This is a genomic window from Erwinia typographi (genome assembly GCF_000773975.1).
Taxonomy (GTDB): domain Bacteria; phylum Pseudomonadota; class Gammaproteobacteria; order Enterobacterales; family Enterobacteriaceae; genus Erwinia; species Erwinia typographi.
On sequence record NZ_JRUQ01000018.1, the window covers coordinates 54,426 to 75,276 of the forward strand.

The 20,851-nt window shown below is 53.7% G+C and carries 28 protein-coding genes; 3 read left to right on the forward strand and 25 right to left on the reverse strand.

All coding sequences use genetic code 11. The annotated features are described in order from the left end of the window. Position 1: 1 nt before the first annotated feature. From NG99_RS04290 to NG99_RS04330, 9 genes are all read right to left on the reverse strand, one after another. Complete coding sequence (locus NG99_RS04290; RefSeq protein ID WP_034888758.1) at positions 2-325, reverse strand: phage tail assembly protein; 324 nt, start codon at positions 323-325, stop codon at positions 2-4. 58 nt (positions 326-383) lie between these two features. After that, on the reverse strand, positions 384-899 hold the full coding sequence (locus NG99_RS04295) for a phage major tail tube protein (protein WP_034888760.1): 516 nt from the start codon (positions 897-899) through the stop codon (positions 384-386). A gap of 12 nt (positions 900-911) precedes the next feature. Further along, on the reverse strand, positions 912-2,084 hold the full coding sequence (locus NG99_RS04300) for a phage tail sheath protein (RefSeq protein WP_034888762.1): 1,173 nt from the start codon (positions 2,082-2,084) through the stop codon (positions 912-914). Between the two features lie 119 nt (positions 2,085-2,203). Then, entirely contained in the window at positions 2,204-2,623 is a 420-nt protein-coding gene (locus NG99_RS04305) for a tail fiber assembly protein (protein ID WP_034888764.1), read from the reverse strand. A 1-nt stretch (position 2,624) separates the two neighbouring features. Further along, positions 2,625-3,608, reverse strand: a complete 984-nt coding sequence (locus tag NG99_RS29860) for a phage tail protein (protein WP_232298165.1) — start codon at positions 3,606-3,608, stop codon at positions 2,625-2,627. Then, positions 3,605-4,216, reverse strand: a complete 612-nt coding sequence (locus NG99_RS04315) for a phage tail protein I (RefSeq protein WP_034888766.1) — start codon at positions 4,214-4,216, stop codon at positions 3,605-3,607. The genes NG99_RS29860 and NG99_RS04315 overlap by 4 nt, the downstream gene beginning before the upstream one ends. Then, on the reverse strand, positions 4,213-5,127 hold the full coding sequence (locus NG99_RS04320; RefSeq protein WP_034888768.1) for a baseplate J/gp47 family protein: 915 nt from the start codon (positions 5,125-5,127) through the stop codon (positions 4,213-4,215). Before NG99_RS04320 ends, NG99_RS04315 begins: the two co-directional genes overlap by 4 nt. Further along, entirely contained in the window at positions 5,114-5,473 is a 360-nt protein-coding gene (locus tag NG99_RS04325) for a GPW/gp25 family protein (protein ID WP_198138727.1), read from the reverse strand. Before NG99_RS04325 ends, NG99_RS04320 begins: the two co-directional genes overlap by 14 nt. Continuing rightward, positions 5,470-6,048 (reverse strand): phage baseplate assembly protein V, encoded by a 579-nt coding sequence (locus NG99_RS04330; RefSeq protein WP_034888772.1) that lies wholly within the window; start codon positions 6,046-6,048, stop codon positions 5,470-5,472. Before NG99_RS04330 ends, NG99_RS04325 begins: the two co-directional genes overlap by 4 nt. A gap of 818 nt (positions 6,049-6,866) precedes the next feature. Here NG99_RS04330 and NG99_RS04340 point away from each other — a divergent pair. Next, entirely contained in the window at positions 6,867-8,075 is a 1,209-nt protein-coding gene (locus NG99_RS04340) for a type II restriction endonuclease (protein ID WP_034888776.1), read from the forward strand. A 33-nt stretch (positions 8,076-8,108) separates the two neighbouring features. Here NG99_RS04340 and NG99_RS04345 read toward each other — a convergent pair whose 3' ends face one another. The 12 genes from NG99_RS04345 to NG99_RS04395 form a co-directional block, all read right to left on the reverse strand. Continuing rightward, positions 8,109-9,542 carry a DNA cytosine methyltransferase gene (locus tag NG99_RS04345; protein WP_034888778.1) on the reverse strand — a complete coding sequence of 478 codons (1,434 nt, stop codon included), beginning with the start codon at positions 9,540-9,542 and terminating at the stop codon, positions 8,109-8,111. Positions 9,543-9,858: 316 nt separating this feature from the next. Further along, entirely contained in the window at positions 9,859-10,305 is a 447-nt protein-coding gene (locus tag NG99_RS04350) for a phage virion morphogenesis protein (protein WP_034888780.1), read from the reverse strand. Beyond that, on the reverse strand, positions 10,298-10,729 hold the full coding sequence (locus NG99_RS04355; RefSeq protein ID WP_034888782.1) for a phage tail protein: 432 nt from the start codon (positions 10,727-10,729) through the stop codon (positions 10,298-10,300). The genes NG99_RS04350 and NG99_RS04355 overlap by 8 nt, the downstream gene beginning before the upstream one ends. Continuing rightward, complete coding sequence (lysC, locus tag NG99_RS29865) at positions 10,641-10,937, reverse strand: Rz1-like lysis system protein LysC (RefSeq protein ID WP_232298166.1); 297 nt, start codon at positions 10,935-10,937, stop codon at positions 10,641-10,643. The genes NG99_RS04355 and lysC overlap by 89 nt, the downstream gene beginning before the upstream one ends. Further along, complete coding sequence (gene lysB, locus NG99_RS04360) at positions 10,825-11,250, reverse strand: Rz-like lysis system protein LysB (RefSeq protein WP_034888953.1); 426 nt, start codon at positions 11,248-11,250, stop codon at positions 10,825-10,827. The genes lysC and lysB overlap by 113 nt, the downstream gene beginning before the upstream one ends. Then, positions 11,250-11,765: a lysozyme gene (locus tag NG99_RS04365; RefSeq protein ID WP_034888784.1), complete on the reverse strand. Its 516-nt coding sequence runs from the start codon at positions 11,763-11,765 to the stop codon at positions 11,250-11,252. Before NG99_RS04365 ends, lysB begins: the two co-directional genes overlap by 1 nt. Beyond that, positions 11,746-11,958, reverse strand: coding sequence for an HP1 family phage holin (locus NG99_RS04370; RefSeq protein WP_084110396.1), 213 nt, complete (start codon positions 11,956-11,958; stop codon positions 11,746-11,748). Before NG99_RS04370 ends, NG99_RS04365 begins: the two co-directional genes overlap by 20 nt. A 3-nt stretch (positions 11,959-11,961) precedes the next feature. Further along, on the reverse strand, positions 11,962-12,165 hold the full coding sequence (locus NG99_RS04375; RefSeq protein WP_034888788.1) for a tail protein X: 204 nt from the start codon (positions 12,163-12,165) through the stop codon (positions 11,962-11,964). After that, positions 12,165-12,629: a head completion/stabilization protein gene (locus NG99_RS04380; RefSeq protein WP_034888790.1), complete on the reverse strand. Its 465-nt coding sequence runs from the start codon at positions 12,627-12,629 to the stop codon at positions 12,165-12,167. Before NG99_RS04380 ends, NG99_RS04375 begins: the two co-directional genes overlap by 1 nt. A 100-nt stretch (positions 12,630-12,729) precedes the next feature. Further along, complete coding sequence (gene gpM / locus NG99_RS04385) at positions 12,730-13,341, reverse strand: phage terminase small subunit (protein WP_052130557.1); 612 nt, start codon at positions 13,339-13,341, stop codon at positions 12,730-12,732. Between the two features lie 36 nt (positions 13,342-13,377). Next, a complete protein-coding gene (locus NG99_RS04390) occupies positions 13,378-14,532 on the reverse strand; it encodes a phage major capsid protein, P2 family (protein ID WP_034888794.1) in 1,155 nt (384 codons plus the stop codon). A gap of 44 nt (positions 14,533-14,576) precedes the next feature. After that, positions 14,577-15,434, reverse strand: coding sequence for a GPO family capsid scaffolding protein (locus tag NG99_RS04395; RefSeq protein ID WP_034888796.1), 858 nt, complete (start codon positions 15,432-15,434; stop codon positions 14,577-14,579). Positions 15,435-15,576: 142 nt separating this feature from the next. Here NG99_RS04395 and NG99_RS04400 point away from each other — a divergent pair, with 142 nt between their 5' ends. Both NG99_RS04400 and NG99_RS04405 read left to right on the forward strand, forming a co-directional pair. Beyond that, positions 15,577-17,343, forward strand: a complete 1,767-nt coding sequence (locus tag NG99_RS04400; protein ID WP_034888798.1) for a terminase ATPase subunit family protein — start codon at positions 15,577-15,579, stop codon at positions 17,341-17,343. Further along, positions 17,344-18,378: a phage portal protein gene (locus NG99_RS04405; RefSeq protein ID WP_034888800.1), complete on the forward strand. Its 1,035-nt coding sequence runs from the start codon at positions 17,344-17,346 to the stop codon at positions 18,376-18,378. It abuts the gene before it with no gap. A 55-nt stretch (positions 18,379-18,433) separates the two neighbouring features. Here NG99_RS04405 and NG99_RS04410 read toward each other — a convergent pair whose 3' ends face one another. The 4 genes from NG99_RS04410 to NG99_RS27975 form a co-directional block, all read right to left on the reverse strand. Next, complete coding sequence (locus tag NG99_RS04410; RefSeq protein WP_034888802.1) at positions 18,434-19,072, reverse strand: hypothetical protein; 639 nt, start codon at positions 19,070-19,072, stop codon at positions 18,434-18,436. Positions 19,073-19,077: 5 nt separating this feature from the next. After that, a complete protein-coding gene (locus NG99_RS04415; RefSeq protein WP_034888804.1) occupies positions 19,078-20,094 on the reverse strand; it encodes an ImmA/IrrE family metallo-endopeptidase in 1,017 nt (338 codons plus the stop codon). Between the two features lie 294 nt (positions 20,095-20,388). Then, positions 20,389-20,622, reverse strand: a complete 234-nt coding sequence (locus NG99_RS04420) for a DinI-like family protein (RefSeq protein ID WP_034888806.1) — start codon at positions 20,620-20,622, stop codon at positions 20,389-20,391. An 11-nt stretch (positions 20,623-20,633) separates the two neighbouring features. Next, complete coding sequence (locus NG99_RS27975; RefSeq protein WP_198138729.1) at positions 20,634-20,825, reverse strand: hypothetical protein; 192 nt, start codon at positions 20,823-20,825, stop codon at positions 20,634-20,636. Between the last annotated feature and the right edge of the window lie 26 nt (positions 20,826-20,851).

The following is a 20,851-nucleotide window of genomic DNA, read 5'->3' on the forward strand; positions in this document are numbered from 1 at the left end:
GTCAGGCCGTCTGGAAATCCGACGTCACCGACTTCGGCAACAAAAAAGTGACCACCTCCACCGACAGCGAAAGCAAATCGGCCGGGTCCATTTCGTTGATTTCATGCGGCTGGAGCGCAGGCATCGAAATGCGTGGCAGCACCACCATCATGGCGTTCACGTCCATATCCATCAGCGCCTGAAGGCGGGTGCCGCGCAGTGCGCCGGACTGAGGCTTGCGCAGGGTCACCTGGGTGATGGTTTCCTTACCGCGCTGCACAGGGGTATCCAGCATCACGATTTTTTGCAGCGGAAGGGTTACCGCCTGTTCCGTTTCTTTAACCATTTCTTTTATTTCCTGAATTCAGTGAGAAAGAGCGGCAGGCGTCACCCTGCCGGTGTTATCAGAGGCCCAGCGCGTTGCGGTGGGCTTCAAGCAGGTCAACGCCGTCGACAATTTCGACCATGTTCACGTTATCCACCTCGTAAACCACCTCGCCATTAATTGTCAGTCTGGCGTAGCTGTTGGTGCCGGACACTTTTGTGGTACTGGACTCGCCGGTTTTCCATTCGCCCGAGTCCACTTCCTTGTGGCGGCCGCGCACAACCAGCTCCACCGCCTGAACCTCAGCGGTGTCATCACGCTGGATAGAGCCGGTGAAACGCAGCTGGATCCCGTCCGCTCTGGTGGCCCCCATCTGTTTAAACAGCAGCAGCTCCGTGCCGCCAATCGAAAACTCCGTATCCAGCGCGCCGTCATCCAGCCCCATATCAATATCCACCGCGCCGGGCATCCCGCCGCCACGGTATTTTTCAAACTTGCGGGTAAACTTCGGCAGCGTCACGGACTCCACCACGCCCATCCAGTTGTTACCGGCGTTAAAAAGATTCAGGTGCTTGAGCTTGCGGGGTAAGGCCATTTTTGTGTCTCCTTATGCGCTGACGCGGCTGGCAAAGTTCACCAGGTACTGGTCAGTGATACGCTGACGCAGCAGCAAATTCTCCAGCGGCGGCACCGGGGTGTAATCGTAATCAATCAGCAGCTGGCCCGCTTTCAGCGTGTCTCTGGTGTTCACGCTTTCATCCAGCCAGCAGTCACCGCCGATGAGGTAACCCTGATTCACCAGGCTGCGCAGCTCGGCGCGGATACCTTCGATAATGTCACGGGCAAGCGACGGGTTTAGCGCGCCGTCAACGGCCCACATATGCGCCTCCGCCATCGTGTCCGCCAGCACCTGCGCGGTGCGCGTGTAGTTCTCAAAGGCAAACAGCGGATCGTCACTCAGGCAGCGCGAACCCCAGAAGCGGAACCCGTCCTTGCGAATAAGCGTGGTGATGTCGTTCTGGTTCAGCAGTCCGGCATCGGTGGCCGGATCCTGTAAATCCCAGAACACATCGGCGGAAATGCCGGTCACGCCGTTCACGCCAACGTTCGACAGGCTTTTGTGCCAGCCGGTCTGTTCGTCAATTTTGGCGCGCAGACCCAGCGCGCGGGCGGTAGCGTAAGCCGTCGCATCCGCACTGGTGACGGTGTCAAAGTTGATGAAATCGGGCCAGATAAGCATCCCTTCGCGCTGGCTGAAGTTAGCCCGGTAAGCGATGGCCTCTTCTACGGTTTTGCAGCCGTATGCCGCCAGATAGGCAAAGCCGCGCAGACTCTGCGCCACCGACAGCAGCTCCGTTGCCACCGCCTGGGTGTCATGCCCCGGTACGCCAAGAATGCGCGGCTTGACGCCCACCTGTGCCTGTGCGGCTAGCAGCGCCTTCATCCCGGTGCGTTTGCCGTCAGGCGTCACGCCGCCGATGATGTTGGAAGAGGTTTCCGCTTCGGTGTCACCCTGCGCCACGCGCACGACAACAGTGACGGGTTTCGCCTGGTCGGCGATGGCATCCAGCGAACGGGCCAGCGTGCCGGACTCTCCGGCCTGGCCGCTGGCGGTGAGGACGTCAGTCAGCAGTACGGGCGTGTTCAGTGGAAACACGGTTGCATCGGCATCATCGCCGGTGCAGACCATGCCCACTATTGCCGTGCTCACGGTAGTGATGGTTCGGGTGCCGTCGTTGATTTCCTCAACGCGCACGCCGTGATGATAGTCTTGCGCCATGTAACGAATCTCCTGGTAAGGGGTTTCGCTATGGTGAAAGGTACTGCGGTGAACTGCACCCGGTTACCGTTGTGTGGGAAAGGGCACAAATAAAACAGGCCCGCTGCCGGGCCAGTCTGTCAGGCGGGTATCTCAGGCCATGCTATATCAGGAGCCAGTGAAATATCCGTTCTGTTCAGATAAACGCGATACTGCTTCCACGCGTTCAGTGAAGCGATTTCGGCATCCGTCGCCATGTTCAGATCGACAGCATCCTGCAAAGGCTCAACGGCCTTATCAGCAATCAGACGCAGCTCAGCACGACGTTGCTCTGCGGTGGCAACCCGTTCTTCCTGTGAAGGTGCGGGCGCGTCTTCCCATAATGGCTGACCGCTGACACAGGTCAGGACTTTGCCATCAGGTGTGGCACAGGTGAACTGGTTAAAAACGTCTTCAGAAATTTCCACCACATCGGCAGGCCAGCTGCCTGCCGCGTCGTAATAGCTTCTGAATGCGTCCTGATAAAACGCGAGATTCGAGGGGGAGAAGTAAAATTTCATATCAGTAACCTATAGAATAAATGTCATGTCCACCCAGCGCGCCCGTCTGTACCGTGCTGACGGAGAAACCCACATGATAAGTCCTGCCAACAGAGATTATCCCGGCGGCCGTTGAATCGAGGTTTACCGCTGAGCTGGAGCCGTCAGCGTGCCATATGCCCAGGCATTCGGCTGGATAAGGCACCAGCCATGAAGAAGTGACAAGCGTACTCACGCTGGCAGGATTTGCGGAGACTTTCTGCAACAGAAAACCATTGGGTAAGGTCAGTGCCCATTTCGTCCCGTCCGAACTTTTCACAAACTTCCATGCGCTCATGTCAGGGATCTGACCGGGGTCTGTTCCGACATCCTTCCCCGCAGCCGTTCCCAGCCCGAGATTAAGAAACAGCTTCGTAAGCAGCGCGTTATCCCCGCCAATCTCAGCAAGGGCGTTTTCGGTAAGCAGATATTGATCGTGAGGATTGAGGTCACTTACGTGGTCAGCAAGCAACTTACTGGCGTACTGCCTGACGGTTAGTATGCTGTCATCAACATATTTTCGCGTCGCCAGCACCACGGACGGATCGATCTTCAACGTGATGGTATCCGTACTGTTCACAATCAGGATCATGCGCACGGTCTGGGTGCGTCCGCTCCCCTCCTGCAACGCAGGCTTGTAGGTTTCCGGCGTGTTGCAGACGGCAATCAGTGTGCCATCCTCTGAATACAGCCCCATCTCACGGATCCAGAATCCCCCTTCCGTTTCGGGAATAATCTGCTCAGCAATAATCTGACTGGCATTGTCAGGGTCAACACTCAGCGCATTAAGCGCGGCGCGACGCGTCTCGTTAACCAGCTTAGTCTGACTGGCATTGGGTGTGGGTAATGCCCCGCCGCCATCGCCCACGGCCATCTGTGTGATGTTAAGTTTGAGTCCAAGTGCGGCAGCGTTGGCTATCATGGCGGCACCTGAACTGGTCACGATTGCATAATATTTTTGTGTCATGGTCCCACTTCCAGCAGATCGATAATGTGAACCGCCGCGCCACCATAAACAGGGCCGCTGACGGAGATAAGTTCCGGGGTGTAGGGGTAAACCGTCAGTTCATCCCCGTCATAACTGACGACGGCCACCGGCATCTGACCGTTCACCTGAAGATTAATGGACATGCCCAGCAGATGGCGGCTGCACGGCTTCGCGTCGCTAATCAGCCGCTCAAGCTCCAGATAGGTTTCTTCCGTAATGCCCTGGTCCTGCACGCCGATATCCAGCCGGAATGTGCCCGGCGCCTCACCGGTCTGCCACCACTCAATAATGCGGATAAGAAAACCAAACGGCTCCACCACGCGACGGATGGCGCTGGTTGTGCCCTTGTGCTGATGGATATAGAACGCATCCTGAACCACCCGGCGCTTGACGCTTTCCGCCCAGCTTTCGTCCCAGCGGTCGACCGAAAATGCCCAGGCAAGATACGGCAGAAAACTCACCGGGCAGGTGGCCGGGTTCCACAGGTCGTGCAGCGGCACGTTCAGACCGGAAATCCCGCTGCACGCCTGCGCCAGCCTGCGCTCCAGTGCAGATGAACCGGGCGGTAACAGGCTGTTATTCATCATGCCTGCACCCCTTCGTCCGCCACGCTGATGTCCGTACCGGTGCAGTTGCCCGCCTGCGTGCGGTCCATGATGATGTCGGTCGCCGGTTCGGCGATTTCCACCCAGTCCACACCCGCCACGCGCAGCACCGCCCCGTAGGACTCGCGGCGCACGCTGCACCCCAGTTTTTTCTGCTCAGTGAGATAGGCAGCAAGCCGCTCCTTTGCCGCCGCCAGACAGGGCGCGGCAGTCACGCCATCAAACAGGTGCAGTTTCGCCTGCACGCGGTAACTGAATATCGCCGCTGCCTGAACCGTCACGCGATCCGCCACCGGCCGCACACTTTCTGCATTCAGCGCCCTGCCCACAATGCCCAGTAAGTCAGCAGAGGCCAGACCGTCATCCTCACGGCTCAGGACAGTGATCAGCACGTCAGCCGGTGACGGACTGGTGGCGGATACGTCAGCCACGCGCCCGTCTGCACTCTTCGCATAAAACTCATAGGCCGCCGTGGGTCCGGCCACGGACAGGCCCTCAAAAGCGGCGGGGACACGAAGGCGCAGATCGTCGTCAGACTCCATCACGGCATCAACCGGCGGCACGGCCTCCGTATCCGCTGGCGTGATGGTCAGGCGTGCAACGTTATTGTTTGCGGCCAGTTGTTCCAGATCGCTGCCCAGCGCATAGGCCACCATCACCGCCTGAGCCGCTTCGTTAATGCGCTGACGCAGCAGGATTTCGCGGTAAGTACTCTCCTGAAGATTCTTGACCAGCGGGTCAGACTCCAGCGCCAGCACGCGGCGCACCGCGTCCTGTTCGTCTGCCGGATAGAGTGCGGTCAGCGCCTCTTTACGCTCCGCCAGCAGCACCTCGAAATCAGGCACCGCCACCACCTGCGGTGCAGGCAACTGCGAAAGGTCAATTACCGCCACTCGTCACCCCCGTCTGCACAGTCATTGAAACCGGTGAACCGTCATCACGCTGGCCGGACAACGCCACCTGCATTACGCCGTCAAAACTGCTGGTAATCTCCACCGAATCCAGGCGGATGCGGGGTTCCCAGCGGCTCAGCGCGGAATAGGTCGCGGCCATCACCTGAAGACGAATAATGTCGTTTTGCGGCTGGTCAAGCAGAACCGAAAGCAGCGAGCCGTAACTGCGCCGCGCCAGTCTGCTGCCCTCCGGCGTCATCAGAATGTCCCGCACCGACTGGCGGATGTGGTCAATATCGCTGATGGCCTCACCGGTATCCCTGTTCATACCCTGGTACATACTCACTGCGGCCCCCCGGTATTTGCCCCACCTTTTTCAACGCCGCCATGCACATGGGAATCCACAACGACGCCATTTGAACTCATCGCCCCGCCTCCCTGCGTCACGCCGCCGTTCATCACCACCGCGCTGTTAATCCGCGTCTGGTCAGCGGTCACGATGAACTGGCCGGTTTTCAGTTCTATGCTGTCTGTCGCTTCAATCAGCACGCTTTTAATCCCCTTAATCAGCCAGCGGCCGGTGGCGGGTTCATACTCAAACCAGCCGCCGTCTGGGTACGCCGTCACGCTCGCCTCTTCAGACTCCGAAGGCGGCGCGAAGGCGTCGGAATAAACGGCGGGCAGCGCAAATGCGGTTTCCAGATTGCCGCCCATGCTGAGTAGTACCACCTGCTCACCCACGGACGGCTTCCACCAGGTGCGTGAGTTACCTGCGCGCAACGTCAGCCAGTTAATCCAGTTAGTTTCGAGGTCGCCCGTTTTCACCCGGCAAAGCCAGTTAGCCTTATCCACCTCGGAAACGGTCCCGGTGCGGATCAGGTTAGTGATAAGGCGCATGATTTCGGTCAGTTGTGCATTCATACTGGGAGATTGCCACTAAGAAACATTAACTGGCAGTTGTGGGTATTGTGAGAGGCGTGGTACAAAGGTTTACCTGTGCTGACTCATGCATAACCTAAAAATTTTTCTACTATGAACTCAACCGAAGCTGGCAATTTGATTTCTATTAGAAGCGGAAATTACAAACTTTGAGACGTATCAGTTAATGCATCAGGTTTAATAATTCACATCCGTGAGAAAGAATTGAAGTTATGATCTAGCTCAAAAATCATCTCTCATATCAGACATATAAAGTTGTAATATCAATGTCTCTTGCAATCAAAAAAGGGGTTTAAAATGCCAATGTATGCAAATAAAAGCGGTAAATCGGGAGTGCAGTCCTATGAAAATACTTCCGACGCTATAACAATACACTTTAAAGATGGATGGAAGTACGTTTATGATGCTACTAACCCCGGGATTGCGACTGTCCTTGAGATGAAAAAACTAGCCCAAGCTGGGATTGGTTTGAATAGTTATATAAGTAGAGTGGTCAAGAAAAACTTCTCCCGTAGGTATCGTTAGCTGAAGACCTGAGGTGGATATATGATCAGCCCTCATAATTCATTACTTTTTTATGCTCATCCATATTGCACCAATTTAAGCCACTAAGTAAGTCAAAGTTCAACTATCGCTTGTAGCCATTACCCAAGTCTTCTATCTGGCAGGTTTGTTCAAAAAACGGCGATGAAATAAGCGGTGCATATTTTCTAGATTTAATCAATCGAATGAAGATTGAATACTGCATCTGCGTGTGGATGAATGACACTTTAAATTTTTAGAAAAATAGAGGGATACTTATGTCGGGTTTTCATAACTGGCTGTTCGAGATAGCAGCTAAGAATCATTTTCTCTACATAAAACGGCTGTCCGCCAATGACACCGGCGCAACAGGAGGTCACCAAGTTGGGCTTTATATACCCTCAAACATTGTTGAAAAGCTTATACCTTCAATCAACCACACTCATGAACTTAATCCTTCCGTATTTCTCACAGCGCATGTCTCATCACATGAGCGCCCAGACAGTGAAGCGCGGGCAATATATTATAACAATCGTTTTTTTGGTGGCACCAGGAATGAGAAAAGAATCACACGCTGGGGAAGAGGAAGTCCACTCCAAAATCCAGAAAATACTGGAGCCCTGACCCTCCTTGCCTTTAATCAAGATGAACAAGGCGGTGACTGTTCGGGCGTGGACGTCTGGGTCTGCGTCAGCCCGGATGAAGAAGATGTTATTGAGTCTGTGATGGGAGAAGTAATTCCTGGAATGCTCATATCTGGCCCAGCCAGTGAAATTCTGGGTGGCCTGACTTTACACCACGTCCCAGTTAACCATAGATACAATATCCCTAACGCCTGGAAACAACAGTTTCCATCAGGAAGCGAGATAATCAGCTATGCAGCCGGACATTATGCAAAACACTCTGATGGTCCAGACGAACAGCTTGTTGACCGGCGTCGAATAGAGTACGACATCTTCCTGCTTGTAGAAGAACTGCACGTACTGGATATCATTCGGAAAGGATTTGGATCGGTCGATGAATTTATCGCACTAGCCAACTCTGTTAGTAACCGCCGTAAATCCAGAGCAGGAAAATCATTAGAGCTGCATCTTGAACATCTTTTCACTGAGCATGGCCTGCGTCACTTCGCCACGCAGGCAGTGACAGAAGGCAACAAAAAACCAGATTTTCTATTTCCGTCTGCAGAGGCCTATCATAACGTTGGATTTCCTGAAGAAAATCTGCGTATGTTGGCCGTTAAGACGACTTGTAAAGACCGCTGGCGTCAGATACTGAATGAGGCGGACAAAATTAGGCAGATACATCTATTTACGTTGCAAGAGGGAGTTTCTCAAGCTCAGTACAAGGAAATGCGGGAGGCGGGAGTAAGGCTGGTTGTGCCATATTCTTTACACAAAAAATACCCGGAAGCAGTGAGAGATGAGCTCATGACGCTGCGTGATTTCATTGTAGAGCTTATCGGACTTTACGCAGAACTGCCGTAAGTACTCCCGGCATTATTATGCCGGGAGTACTAATTATGCCTGCATTGACTTTTTAGTATCCGCAGACACGGCTCTGAGGATGTATGGTTCCAGCAGTTTGGCGACGGCCTCAAAGACAGGAACCACAACGGAGTTACCGAACTGCCGGTATGACTGAGTGTCAGAAACCGGAATACGGAAGGGCCTGCCGTTAGGTTCTTCAAAGCCCATAAGTCTCGCACACTCTCGCGGAGTCAATCTGCGCGGACGACATGTCTGGTTTTCTTCGTTCCTGAAGTCAGATTCACCCATGGCCTTATCCCAGCCACGGTCTATCAAAATTTCAGACCCATCTTTGTGATACCGAGCGGAAAGCGTACGAGCCACGCTTTCCGTGTTTTCAGGGTCAACGAGACCAAAGCCAAAGCCATTACCTTTTGCCGCATGCTTTTTGGCATAGTTGTAGAGGTACTCCCAAAGCTTCGGCGTCAAAATATATTTGCTGTCCACTACTGGATCCAGTAACTCGCCGAACGCCGGACGTCGTGCCGGATAAAATCGGCTGACATCGCGAAGGGTGAAACCTGTGTGAATATTCAGGTCGCGGCGAAAACCGACCAGAACGATGCGTTCACGGTGCTGGGGCAGGAAATGTTTTCCGTCGATGACTTTAGGGTCACTCTTACCTACATCAGTCGCATCCGCAACTTCGTAGCCAAGCTCGTCGAGCGTCTCCATGATGACTTTGAACGTTTTCCCCTTGTCATGGCTTTTAAGGTTTTTGACGTTTTCCAGAACAAAGATAGCCGGTTTTTTTGCCCTGATAATACGAGCCACATCAAAGAAAAGAGTCCCCTGCGCCTCACACTCAAAACCGTGCGCACGACCCAGCGAATTTTTCTTACTCACTCCCGCGAGGCTGAAAGGCTGACAGGGAAAACCAGCCAGAAGTACGTCATGATCTGGCACATGCTTGTCTATATAACTATAGGCCTGCGTCTCTGATACTTCCGGCTTATCACTAAGTGTAACTTCCCGGATATCAAGATTGAACGTATGTGCCTGCTCGTCATTAAACCAGTTCGCTTTATAGGTACGCACAGCTTCTTTATTCCACTCACTGGTAAAGACGCACTGCCCTCCGATGGCTTCAAAACCTTTACGTATACCGCCAATGCCAGCAAACAAATCGACAAAACGGAATGCATAATCTGGATGATTTGCAGGTGGTTTCGGAAGCATTTTTTTTAGCAGTGCTTCTTCGGCTGAAGTCAGTGATTTAGGGGAACATCTACCATTTATCCAACGGTTAAGGGTTTCCCGACTCCATTCGTTCTTGCCAACTTTTCTAAGCAACTCTGCCACATACTTCTGATCATAAATTTCCAATACCTGCTCAATAAGTTTTTTATCATTTTCCTGACGTTGTTTCTCTTCTACTTCTGCTTTCTCAAGTAAATCCCGCGCCAGCAGTTCAAATTCAGACATAACACCTCCAGTGGGTCTCATAGGTGAAACTGTATCACTCATCTGACCCAGATAGAAATCTTTTATCTGGATATTTAAACAGTACCTCTTTCATTCGCATTCATCGGCTATAAAAAGCAGTTTTAAGTAATGGCTTGACAAGTGAACTTTATAGCTGGACTCGATTAAAAGATAACCATTTATGACTATACGGAATATACCATAACAATTATGATACGTTCATGCACAGGCAGAACGTAAACCTTTTGTTCAACGCTGCCAGTCAAATTAGTTGATCCCTAACGGTAAGAGTCAGATCAACTTTGAGCTGACATCGTTACCCAGCTAGCCAGCGCATCAATAATTCTTTAACCGAAGCCTCAACTTCACCATTTATCCCCAGTAATGGACGCTCTGCATACTTCACTTCCCTACCCTGGCGGTTAACTTTTTCCCGCAAACCGTAATGATGCACACGGGCCATACGCTGCACTTTGTCGGTAAATGACACATCAGCCTGATTAGCATCGGCCTGCGCCTTGAGATACTTTGCCGTTTTCAGCTTAGTGAACATTTTACGCCGTATACGCCCCTTTTTCGTCCGGGCCGTTATGCGTCGTAGTTCCCATGCAGCGCCATCCGGGGCGCGCTGCGCTGTTATATTAGCCTGTTGGATTTTGCGCATGTCTCGCGCAACCTCACGTAACATCCGTACGCGTACCGCAGGCTCTAGCTGGCTTAACAGAGCCGCCAGCCAGGCATCGACCTGATGCAGGTCATCCATGCGCTGACGTCCAGAACACGTCCGGCTCTTCAGGCTCCGGCACGGCTTCAACCTGTATCACACCATCGATCTCACGGGCGAGCACGCGCTCCGTCAGTTTCAGGTTAATGCTGATATCACAGCGATCATTTCCAAGAATATCCACCTCAAACGTGAACAGCCTCTCCCGTTCTGCCGCGTTTTGCAGGGCATCCGGCTGATTAGCCCGGAGCCAGAACTGAATGGGGGCCATCAGCAAATTTTGATCGCCGGCAAAGTCCGTCACCACGATATTCAGCGTGTAACGGTATTCCCATGACACCGAGATGGCCGACGTGGCAACCAGTGAGCCGTTATCAACAAACAGGTGCAGACGATCGGGATTGGCCTGCACGTAGGGCACGGCACTGGTCAGGGCTTTTCGTAAGGACTGCGGCTTGTTCATCGTCTTTTTCCTGGCAGGTCACAATGGTATCCACCTTATCGGCGCAGTTTGCCCAGGCAGCCTCCGCCTCATCCAGCGCCGTGCTGAGGTCGCCATTATTTTTCGGCGCTGACGACGCCAGGCGGCACCGGGTTATTTTGGGACAGCCACTCACGGTAAGATTCACCTCCGGTGAATGCGGGCCTTGTGTGCAACCGGATAACAGCATCAGGCAGAAGGGTATCAGCCCAGCGGCGCAGCTCTTCATTTTCACGCTTCAGTTCCTCCGTCCGCCGCTGCCTGTCTCGCAGCAGCGCAGTATTTTTTTCGGCCACAGCGTACAGGTGCATCTGCGCCCGGCTGCTGGTCTGCGTCAGAACACCCAGCGCAATCAGCTGGCTGTTTTTCTGCGTCAGCGCCTGATTTTTGCTGCTCAGTTTCGTGGACTGGCTTTCAATCGTATGGCTGGCGTTATTCAGCCGCCACGACTGCCACCCAAACCCGACGGTTAACAGCGCAATGAGCACCACCATAAAACGCATCATGCTTCAGCACCCTTAAGGCACCAGAGGCGTTCCCGCGCACGGCGGTTATCCAGCCCCTTATCGAAAATGCCCCTGACGTACACCCAGCGGGGCAACTGGTTACAGGCATCTTTCCAGCGACCGGCATTAAGCAGCTTCACCAGCGTTGAGCCACAGGCGTTACCGGTGCCGACATTGAAAGCAAACGACACCAGCGCGTCATACACTTTTTGCGGCATCGCCACCGCGGCACAGCGCGCCAGGGCGGCCTCAACCCGCAGCACATTGGTAATAAAATTACCCGCTGCCTGCCGTTCCGTAATGGTTTTGCCCGCCACCACGCCGTGGGTGTTTCCAATCCCGTCTGTCCAGACACCCGCACTGCACTGATAGGGACTGAGGCGGCAGCCTTCGTAGTCCGCAATCAGCCTCATCCCCTCAACAGAGGTGTGCAGTTGCTGGAAACCGGGCAGCGTGGCAGCAATCGCCAGCACCACACCCACGGCGCAACGTTTAACGGTTTGCAGATTCATATTCCTCCCGCGTGATGCGTCCGCTGGCTAACAGCCGGTAGGTTTTACGCTTGTAGTACCAGCTGATGAACGCCATCAGGATCCCGAGGGCTATTCCGGCCAGCGTGCCGACATCCTTCAGATCCATCCCGCCAAGCCATGCCATGACAACCGCAATGCACCAGGTTATGACGGTGCTGATTTTCTCCATCATGATTCAGTCCCAAAGCTGAACGGTCTGTGAAGTTACGGCAGGTGCCACGTCCGGCAGCTCAACCTCAAGTCCGTGAGGTAAAACCGGACCATACCCGGCCAGGCCGGGATTCGCCTGTAACACCTGCTCCGTCACGCCCTGCGTGCGCCCGTAATGACGCCAGCAGAGTGCGTCCACCGTGTCATACTGCAACGCCCGCACCTTCATCAGATAAGCTCGACGGTGCAATGCGGCACATTCTGTACGCGGCTGATGGCCCAGCGCGCGTCGCGCCACAGGTCACCGGTGGCATTTTCCAGTTCTTCCCCGCGCTTCGCTGCGGCAGCGGTGGCGTCAAAGTCCTGATAGCGCTCGTTCAGCACCGCGCGCGCCCAGCACCACACCGCATTTTCATAGTGATGCAGGCGCACGCTACGCCCAGCCAGTTGCTCCGCCGGTACATCGGCCAGGCTGTTAAAACCGTTGATTTCCTGCCGCTCTCGCCAGGCGTAAAGCTCCGCGTTAACTTCTGACATGGCCGTGAGGGTGACCTGACGCAATCGCGCCGGGGTTACCGTGCCGTCAACGCGCATCGCCGCGCGGAAACCAGCCAGATCGATATCCGGCCAGAACGAGTTGTTGGGGATAATTTCTGGCATATCCGGTGCCTGTTCCGGCGTTACAAATTTCATTGCCGTGCTTCTCCTGAATAAAGTGGGCGGTGGACGGAGTTTTGATGCGGCGCTGCCTGTCTCCACCCCGTGCCGCCCCGCGCGTGGGCACGTCCGGTTATCAGCTGGCGTTACGGATTTTCCGCTCCAGCTGCTCAATGTCTTTTTTAACGCCGCACTTCTCGTCCAGCTGCAGGGCATGCTTCAGATGGTTCAGCGCTGACGCGGGGCTGCTTTCCGTCAGTACCCAGCCGATGGACTTGTGCAGGCGCGCGCGCGACTGGTCTGGCATGTCGTGCGTATCCACCACCTCCAGAGCCTCCAGCAGCAGCGCAGGATCAAAAGGTGCCTGCGCCAGCACGGCGGCCTTTGCCGCGTCGGCTATTTCCTCGGCCAGCACCGTCGCCGTGGTGCGATGTCCCAGCGGCATCACCCAGCCGTGCTTTAATGCATGACGGCCAATCCTCAGCGCACCGCCATAATCACCGGCGTCAACGCGCCAGAGCATCACGTACATCAGCACGTCGTCCTGCTGCGCGCCATCGGCGCTTAGCACGCCCTCAGCCCATGCGGCGTACTTCGGCAGCACCTCCACCTTGATTTCGGCCTTTCTGACGTTGGACTGAATGCCCTTGAGGCGGCGGCGGTCTTCGTTCAGCTGCAGCAGCATCAGGTCATAGCCCTTTGCGCTGCGACCGGTGCCGCCCGACCGGGCGGCCTCCTGTGCCTGCATAAAGCGCGTATGTGCGCGGAAAGGGTTGGTCACGGATTACGCTCCGGTGTTGGTGTCAGCTTCAGAGTTGCCGGTCATGGACTTCACCACGCTTGCCGCCACGGTAGCGATGCGCTCAATTTCCGCCTCGCTCATCTGGCCCGCTTCAGGCTCCGGCTCCTGCTCCAGCAGCTCGATGTTTTCCACCAGGCAGGTGCAGTCGTAATCCTCGACCACGTAAGCCTCGTTGACCGACTCAAGATTTTCGATGCGGTCACGTTTCGGGTTATCGATGATCGAGCGGCGGCGCGTCTCCTCCTGCCAGTAGATGGACAGGTTATCGAGCCGCGTGATCAGCAGCGCATTTGCCGGGAAGTATGGCGCGCGGACAGCCTGCAGGCCGCCGATGCGTTTCTGGCTGATAATCAGGTCAGCGGCAATCGCTTCGGTGTTAGGTTGGCTCTGATTGACCAGTGGAAAATACTTGTCGGCCAGCAGTTGGCGGCCGCAGATCACCACCAGTTCAGTGTCGTCCTGATATTGCACGCCTATTTTTTCCGTCACCGCGCCCATCACCACGGCATCTAGGTTACGGAACAGGCCGCCTTTGCCGACGGTGACTTTATCCGACACGACATTGCCGCTGTCGTCGATATGCTGGCCGAGCACCTGCGACGGTTTTTCCTGGCGGATTTTTTCCAGCCAGCCGATATTCACGTCCTGCAGCAGCGGGTTCAGCACGCGGTTTGAGGTTTTTTCACGCTTGAGGCCGTTGAATCCGATCATGATGCGGTCCAGCGCCTGACGCTTCACAATGGCGTCACGGATGCGCACCTGGAAATCGCTGAACTTCGCCCACATGTCCAGCTTCGAATAAGGCAGAGCCGTATCAAAGTTGGTCTGCGTGCACTTGTAGCCGTCACCGTCGATGTAGGTTGGATCGGTTGGCTCACGCTCTTTCACTGTGGTGTCGGTGGTGCCTGCAATGGTGGTGCCGATCCCAAGCCCCAGCCGTTCGCCGCTTTGTTCACCGACTGGCATGATATTAATAGCCTGCAGGAACACGGACGATTCCTGAATTTTGGTTTCCAGCGTCTGCGACACGGATGGCTCAATCGTGAATTTACTGTTCAGGGCAGACAGGTCGATTTTGTTGATTTCTGCCAGCACCGACATGTAAGCATTCAGCTTAAAACGGGTAGTATTTTTCATCGCTTCGCTTTCTCAGTTCGTTAATAAGGTTTGCCGCCGCCATATCAGCAGTCGGTGCGCACTTCGCCGCTGCCGCCGTTACCCGGCGTGCGCGGGCGGAGCTGCTGGCGGACATCTTCCCGGCTCAGTTGCAGCTGCAGTTCGCTGAAATCAGCCTGCAGCTTTTCGCGTTTCGTCACTTCCTCACCCAGCGCATCGCTGAAGTGCGATTTGAGGTTTTGGGCCTGTTCGCTAAGTGCGGCCTCCATACGCACGCTGAAGTCCTGCTGCTCGGTGGCAATCAGCTCAACCGCCTGATGTACGTCGCTGAAACGGGCCGCATCGCTCTGCTGCTGTTTGCTGAACATGGCTTTGATACGGGTGAACAGAGCGGGCTTTTCATCGGCCACGTCCTCAAACTCGATCACGGTTTCGGTAGCTTCGGTAAAAAGGTTGTCAGGATGCTGCTTGCGGTTTGCCAGAGGGTTTGCCCCGGCGCTGGCGCTGAACTGCAGCATTTCGGTGCCGAGGCTGGCCGGATCGTCGGTCACGGCCAGTCCAATCAGATACGCCGCGCCGGTGTCCGCGAATTCGGGGCGGATTTCCATTGAGGTGAAGATTTTCTGCATTTTGCCGGTCAGCATGACCAGTTCATCAGTCGGGTTAATCAGGGCATAAAGCCCCACTTTGCCTTTCAGCGGGCCGTCGCTGATTTCTTCGGCGTCCAGCGCCTCCACCACACCAAAGCGACGAAACGCGCTGTCAGGCGTGTAGCCCTTGATGTGCTCCATGTTGATCACGGCGGTGTAAAGTACGGGGTTGTAATTTGCAGCCATCTGCTCAAGCCAGCAACGCTCGATGGTGCGCCCGTCCGTGGTGGCACCTTCCACCCCGATACGAAAACGCTTTGCTTTTTTTGCCATTGTCCAGGCTCCGTTCAGAAAAACTCTGTGAGGCCCTATGTTTGCGGCGACGGGGGGATCGAAACAACGCGGCGACATTGTGCGGTAATCCACACAATAAGGGACGGCGGAAAAGGAAACGGCGGGGCCGTATTTTGGCTGCATGAACATGACACCCGGCCCCAACGACCTAGATCCCCGCAGGCAGGCTTTACTGCTGTACTTTCAGGGATACCGTATCGCCCGCATTGCTGAAATGCTGGGAGAGAAACCCGCAACTGTTCACAGCTGGAAGAAGCGCGACAGGTGGGGCGACTACGGCCCGCTAGATCAGATGCAGCTGACCACCGCCGCACGCTACTGCCAACTCATCATGAAGGAGCAGAAGGAAGGGAAAGACTTTAAGGAAATCGACCTGCTGGCGCGCCAGTCCGAGCGCCATGCCCGCATTGGTAAGTTCAGCAACGGTGGGAACGAAGCGGACCTGAACCCCAACGTGGAAAACCGCAACAAAGGCCCGCGTAAGCCCTTGGAAAAAAACCTGTTCAGCGACGAACAGATTGAGAAGCTGCAGGAAGTTTTTCACGGCTCGATGTTCCGCTACCAGCGCCAGTGGTGGGAGGCCGGGAATAAATATGCCGTCCGCAACCTGCTGAAGTCGCGCCAGATTGGGGCCACCTTCTTTTTTGCCCGCGAGGCGCTGATCGATGCGCTGACTACCGGGCGTAATCAGATTTTTCTGTCGGCAAGCAAGGCGCAGGCGCACGTTTTCAGGCAGTACATTATTGAGTTTGCCCGCGAGGTGGATGTAGACCTTAAGGGCGACCCGATGACGCTCAGCAACGGCGCGTGTCTGTACTTCCTCGGCACCAACGCCCGCACAGCACAGAGCTACCACGGCAACCTGTACCTGGACGAATATTTCTGGATACCGAAGTTTCAGGAACTGCAGAAAGTGGCGTCGGGCATGGCGCTGCACAAGAAATGGCGCGAAACCTACTTTTCCACGCCGTCCAGCCTGACGCACAGCGCCTATCCATTCTGGTCTGGCGGGCAGTTTAATAAGGGCCGCGCCAAAGCGGACCGGGTTAATATTGACCTCAGCCATCAGTCACTGGCCGCCGGACGCCTCTGTGAAGACGGTCAGTTCCGCCAGATTGTGACCGTTGAAGATGCGGTTCGCGGCGGCTGCGACCTGTTTGACCTTGAGCAGTTACGCACCCGCTACAGCCCGGAAGACTATCAGAACCTACTGATGTGCGTGTTCATGGACGATCTGGCGTCGGTGTTCCAACTGGCGATACTACAGAAATGCATGGTGGACAGCTGGGAGGTCTGGAACGACTTTGAGGCGCTGGCGCTGCGCCCGTTTGGCTGGAAAGAGGTCTGGATCGGCTACGACCCGGCGAAGGGCACGCAGAACGGCGACAGCGCCGGATGCGTGGTTATGGCACCGCCCGCCGTGCCGGGTGGCAAGTTCCGCATACTTGAACGCCACCAGTGGCGCGGTATGGACTTCCGGGCCCAGGCCGACGCCATCAGGACACTGACGCAGCAGTATAACGTGACCTATATCGGCATCGATTCCACCGGCGTCGGCCTCGGCGTGTATGAGAACGTCAAAGCCTTTTTCCCGCAGGTGAAAGAGTTTGTTTATAACCCGAACGTCAAAAACGCCCTGGTGCTCAAAGCCTACGACACCATCGCCAGCGGGCGGCTGGAGTTTGACGCCAGTCACCTCGACATCGCGCAGTCATTCATGTCTATCCGCAAAGCCACCACGGCCAGCGGCAACCGTCCTACCTATGAAACCAGCCGCAGCGAGGAAGTCAGCCACGGCGATTTAGCCTGGGCAACCATGCACGCGCTGGCAAACGAGCCGCTGCAGGGACAGGCGGCACACACGCAGAATATTGTGGAGATTTATTAAATGAGCAAACGCAGGAACCGCATCTGCACGCAGCCCGTGCCGCAGTCGGATAATATGACCAGCGGGGCAGCGTCTAAGGCGTTTACCTTTGGCGACCCGATTCCGGTGCTGGACCGCCGCGAACTGCTGGACTACGTGGAGTGCGTTATCAATGATCGCTGGTATGAACCCCCTGTGAGCAGTGACGGACTGGCGCGCACGTTCCGCGCCGCCGTTCACCACAGCTCCCCCATCAGCGTGAAGTGCAACATTCTGGCAAGTACCTTTATCCCGCATCCGCTGCTGAGTCAGCAGGCATTCAGCCGCTTTGCGCTGGACTATCTGATTTTCGGCAACGCCTACCTGGAGAAGCGGATCAGCCGCCTCGGTAACGTGCTGAAGCTGGAGCCATCGCTGGCGAAGTTCACGCGGCGCGGCCTAGACCTGGACACGTACTGGTATGCGCACTATGGCATCAGCACGGAACCCTATGAGTTTACGAAGGGCAGCGTCTTCCACCTGATGGAGCCGGATATCAATCAGGAGATTTACGGTCTGCCGGGCTATCTGTCAGCGATCCCGTCGACCCTGCTGAACGAGTCGGCCACGCTTTTCCGTCGCAAGTATTATCTTAACGGCAGTCATGCGGGTTTTATCATGTACATGACCGACCCAGCCCAGAGCCAGCAGGACGTGGACAACATCCGCAGCGCCATGAAAAGCGCAAAGGGGCCAGGCAACTTCCGTAACCTGTTTATGTACAGCCCGAACGGGAAAAAGGACGGCATCCAGATCATCCCGTTGTCTGAAGTGGCTGCTAAAGATGAGTTTCTGAACATCAAGAACGTGAGCCGCGACGACATGCTGGCCGTACATCGCGTGCCGCCTCAGCTAATGGGTATCATTCCGAACAACACTGGTGGGTTTGGCGATATTGAAAAGGCCAGCAAAGTGTTTGTGCGTAATGAGTTGATACCGCTGCAACGGAGGTTACAGGAGTTAAATGATTGGATTGGAGAAGATGTAATGCGGTTTGAGGTCTACTCTTTAAACTAAAAATAAGTATGAAAGAAAGGCGAAATTGATGCGCCTTTCTTTTATTGGAAACCAATCAAGGGCTAGATAATTGCCAATGCTGCTCAACAGACAACAATATTTGAGGCAGTTCTTTTAACTGGTTATAAATTCCTTCAACCACATGTTCATGTGTGCGTCCACGACCAAGACAGGTCCTTAATGCGCTATCCACACGAAACTCTCCTTGAAAGGCAATGCTCGCCTTATCATTTATATGATCGAGAGATAACTCATTAATAAGAAAGCAGATGACTTGCTCTAAACAGACAAATCTATTATTTAAAGAAGCTTCTTCAATAAAACCAGTTTCAGAAATGGCTTTTAAAAACCGCTTGTCACCTGAAAGTAATAAATCATGGTGATTTAACAAACCTTGCACTAAACGCATCTCACCTTCGTCAAGGTTATCGAAGCTATTTTGAAGGTTGATTAACCTTGAATCGGTGATTAGTTCTTCAAATAGTAAAAAATCACCTTGAGCTATACAAAGCTTGACGCGCTCAATAGCTTCAGTACCGTATCTGCGCAAAGATGCTTTACCGTTGAGCTGATACACTAATGTATCTAATACATATAACTGGCCATAGTTTCTTGTGAGTAATTTGCAACCATCAGCAAGCAAATCTAATTGGGCCAATTTCAGTACTACATCATTATCAAGTAATACAGCCACTGGCACTAAACCTCGATGTTGTTCATTTTGCAGAGCATTTCGAACTTATCTTCCGAAACCTTATCTTCGTCAACGTATTCCAAAAAGGTCCGGTTAGCTTGCTCAGCCCATGTCAAATGGGGATAGATAATGTTCAATGCGCTAAAGCAAACGGGATAATAGTTCCCACCATTTCGACCCATTGTCTTCGCATAGTTAAGAGCAACATGACCCGGATCAACCTGATTTAGTCGCGCGATACGAAGAGCGCCATCAGCTAGAACATCTGCAGTCACCCTAAAACGACTGTAAAAAGAAGCATCAGGGCGACCATTCAACAATTCAATAGCGAATGCATTTGCTTCTATTTCTTGCGGATTATCAACGTCATCTTCATTGATTTTTTCATCAATTAGTAATGAGTTACGTTCGAGGTGACCGCATGCAATATGTCCTAGTTCATGCGCCAAACTGAAGAGCAAAGCGCTAGCGTGTTTTTGCTTTTTTGTTAAAGCAATGACCGGACGTTCTGAAACTTTAATAGCAACAGCATCCATTTTTTTCCTTGCTGGAATTTCAGGCATATAAAGAACTGGAATCCCCATAGACCATGAATATTCCAAAAGTGCCTGATAGTCTACCCACGACTTGCCGCTCGATAATATTAATTGACGAATATCACTAGCAGGTGGAAGCTCATTGTAATCATTTTTTACAACTGTCGCAGCTATTTTTGCCATGCCGTCCACAACTGCAGTAGCAGCCTGAAGCTCTGCTACAGGTTTATTAGCTGCATGCTTATATCTACGAACTGAATCATTGAATCGCAGCGGTGTGGCAGGGTTAAGCACAGCATTAAGATCTAAATTGGCAAATTTTGCCAATCCTAAAATTACCTGCTGGCTGATGCTCGGTGACTGATTCAATGAATCGTCCCACCAATCAGGGAGTAACTTAGCTAAACCTTCAGCCAATCGTCCATCGAGGGTGCTGACTCGGTTTAAAAAAGCATTAAGAGGTTTTTGATGGATAGTTACAGTCATCTCTGCCCCTCCTTATGAAGTTGATTCTGATAGTTGATTTCTTGCCAGAGTATAACTGGTACCGGAACGCTTCACACGGGATTTCTTTATATTCCGCACATTGCCCAACTGCACATTAACTCTAAGCGCGCGCTCGTACCCCCGCCACGCCTGCCCGCTTTATGTAGCGGTTTTCATGCAGGCGCATGAGATAAGCAAAGTCCCGCCAAAACTGGCGGGACTCATCAAAAACGATCCTTAAACGATCATGCGAATTCATGCGGCATAGTCATGCACTACCGGGAAATCTCAAGGTCAGTGCTGCCAACCATCATCTTCCCATACATCCTGAAGGATTTGCATCACTCGCTTTTTGTCTTCATCCAGTTTTAGGCCGCTCAATTCAACTCCGTTAGCGCTGCCTTTGCGGATGCGAATAGCTGTTTTTGGGTATATTGGAACAAGGTGTTTATAGAGTTCTTCTTCCAATGCAGTGAGTGTTGCCGGACTGATGTTCTGTTCTTTATCGATCATGATTTCAACACGCATAAATCGTACCTTCAGTTCTTAAAGGGAGCGGCGGAAAAGATTACCGAGAATTGCCGGTTTCTTAACTCGGCATCTGATGCAATCTCGGCAATAAGGTTTAGTGCGATTTCTCGATCTCGCTCTTGGCAAACTCCTTCCGAAGCAAGTCTGGCAATCAATTCAACACGTTCCAACCTCACCCGCTCTCTTAAATCATCGTCCATTTTTCCCCCAAAGCAACAAGCACTGT

Excerpts from the sequence above, each read along its gene's own strand:
- NG99_RS04290 (WP_034888758.1), bottom strand. The coding sequence starts at position 325 with ATGGTTAAAGAAACGGAACAGGCGGTAACCCTTCCGCTGCAAAAAATC.
- NG99_RS04295 (WP_034888760.1), bottom strand. The coding sequence starts at position 899 with ATGGCCTTACCCCGCAAGCTCAAGCACCTGAATCTTTTTAACGCCGGT.
- NG99_RS04300 (WP_034888762.1), bottom strand. The coding sequence starts at position 2,084 with ATGGCGCAAGACTATCATCACGGCGTGCGCGTTGAGGAAATCAACGAC.
- NG99_RS04305 (WP_034888764.1), bottom strand. The coding sequence starts at position 2,623 with ATGAAATTTTACTTCTCCCCCTCGAATCTCGCGTTTTATCAGGACGCA.
- NG99_RS29860 (WP_232298165.1), bottom strand. The coding sequence starts at position 3,608 with ATGACACAAAAATATTATGCAATCGTGACCAGTTCAGGTGCCGCCATG.
- NG99_RS04315 (WP_034888766.1), bottom strand. The coding sequence starts at position 4,216 with ATGATGAATAACAGCCTGTTACCGCCCGGTTCATCTGCACTGGAGCGC.
- NG99_RS04330 (WP_034888772.1), bottom strand. The coding sequence starts at position 6,048 with ATGAATGCACAACTGACCGAAATCATGCGCCTTATCACTAACCTGATC.
- NG99_RS04340 (WP_034888776.1), top strand. The coding sequence starts at position 6,867 with ATGTCGGGTTTTCATAACTGGCTGTTCGAGATAGCAGCTAAGAATCAT.
- NG99_RS04345 (WP_034888778.1), bottom strand. The coding sequence starts at position 9,542 with ATGTCTGAATTTGAACTGCTGGCGCGGGATTTACTTGAGAAAGCAGAA.
- NG99_RS04350 (WP_034888780.1), bottom strand. The coding sequence starts at position 10,305 with ATGGATGACCTGCATCAGGTCGATGCCTGGCTGGCGGCTCTGTTAAGC.
- NG99_RS04355 (WP_034888782.1), bottom strand. The coding sequence starts at position 10,729 with ATGAACAAGCCGCAGTCCTTACGAAAAGCCCTGACCAGTGCCGTGCCC.
- lysC (WP_232298166.1), bottom strand. The coding sequence starts at position 10,937 with ATGCTGTTATCCGGTTGCACACAAGGCCCGCATTCACCGGAGGTGAAT.
- lysB (WP_034888953.1), bottom strand. The coding sequence starts at position 11,250 with ATGCGTTTTATGGTGGTGCTCATTGCGCTGTTAACCGTCGGGTTTGGG.
- NG99_RS04365 (WP_034888784.1), bottom strand. The coding sequence starts at position 11,765 with ATGAATCTGCAAACCGTTAAACGTTGCGCCGTGGGTGTGGTGCTGGCG.
- NG99_RS04370 (WP_084110396.1), bottom strand. The coding sequence starts at position 11,958 with ATGATGGAGAAAATCAGCACCGTCATAACCTGGTGCATTGCGGTTGTC.
- NG99_RS04375 (WP_034888788.1), bottom strand. The coding sequence starts at position 12,165 with ATGAAGGTGCGGGCGTTGCAGTATGACACGGTGGACGCACTCTGCTGG.
- NG99_RS04380 (WP_034888790.1), bottom strand. The coding sequence starts at position 12,629 with ATGAAATTTGTAACGCCGGAACAGGCACCGGATATGCCAGAAATTATC.
- gpM (WP_052130557.1), bottom strand. The coding sequence starts at position 13,341 with ATGCAGGCACAGGAGGCCGCCCGGTCGGGCGGCACCGGTCGCAGCGCA.
- NG99_RS04390 (WP_034888794.1), bottom strand. The coding sequence starts at position 14,532 with ATGAAAAATACTACCCGTTTTAAGCTGAATGCTTACATGTCGGTGCTG.
- NG99_RS04395 (WP_034888796.1), bottom strand. The coding sequence starts at position 15,434 with ATGGCAAAAAAAGCAAAGCGTTTTCGTATCGGGGTGGAAGGTGCCACC.
- NG99_RS04400 (WP_034888798.1), top strand. The coding sequence starts at position 15,577 with ATGAACATGACACCCGGCCCCAACGACCTAGATCCCCGCAGGCAGGCT.
- NG99_RS04405 (WP_034888800.1), top strand. The coding sequence starts at position 17,344 with ATGAGCAAACGCAGGAACCGCATCTGCACGCAGCCCGTGCCGCAGTCG.
- NG99_RS04415 (WP_034888804.1), bottom strand. The coding sequence starts at position 20,094 with ATGACTGTAACTATCCATCAAAAACCTCTTAATGCTTTTTTAAACCGA.
- NG99_RS04420 (WP_034888806.1), bottom strand. The coding sequence starts at position 20,622 with ATGCGTGTTGAAATCATGATCGATAAAGAACAGAACATCAGTCCGGCA.
- NG99_RS27975 (WP_198138729.1), bottom strand. The coding sequence starts at position 20,825 with ATGGACGATGATTTAAGAGAGCGGGTGAGGTTGGAACGTGTTGAATTG.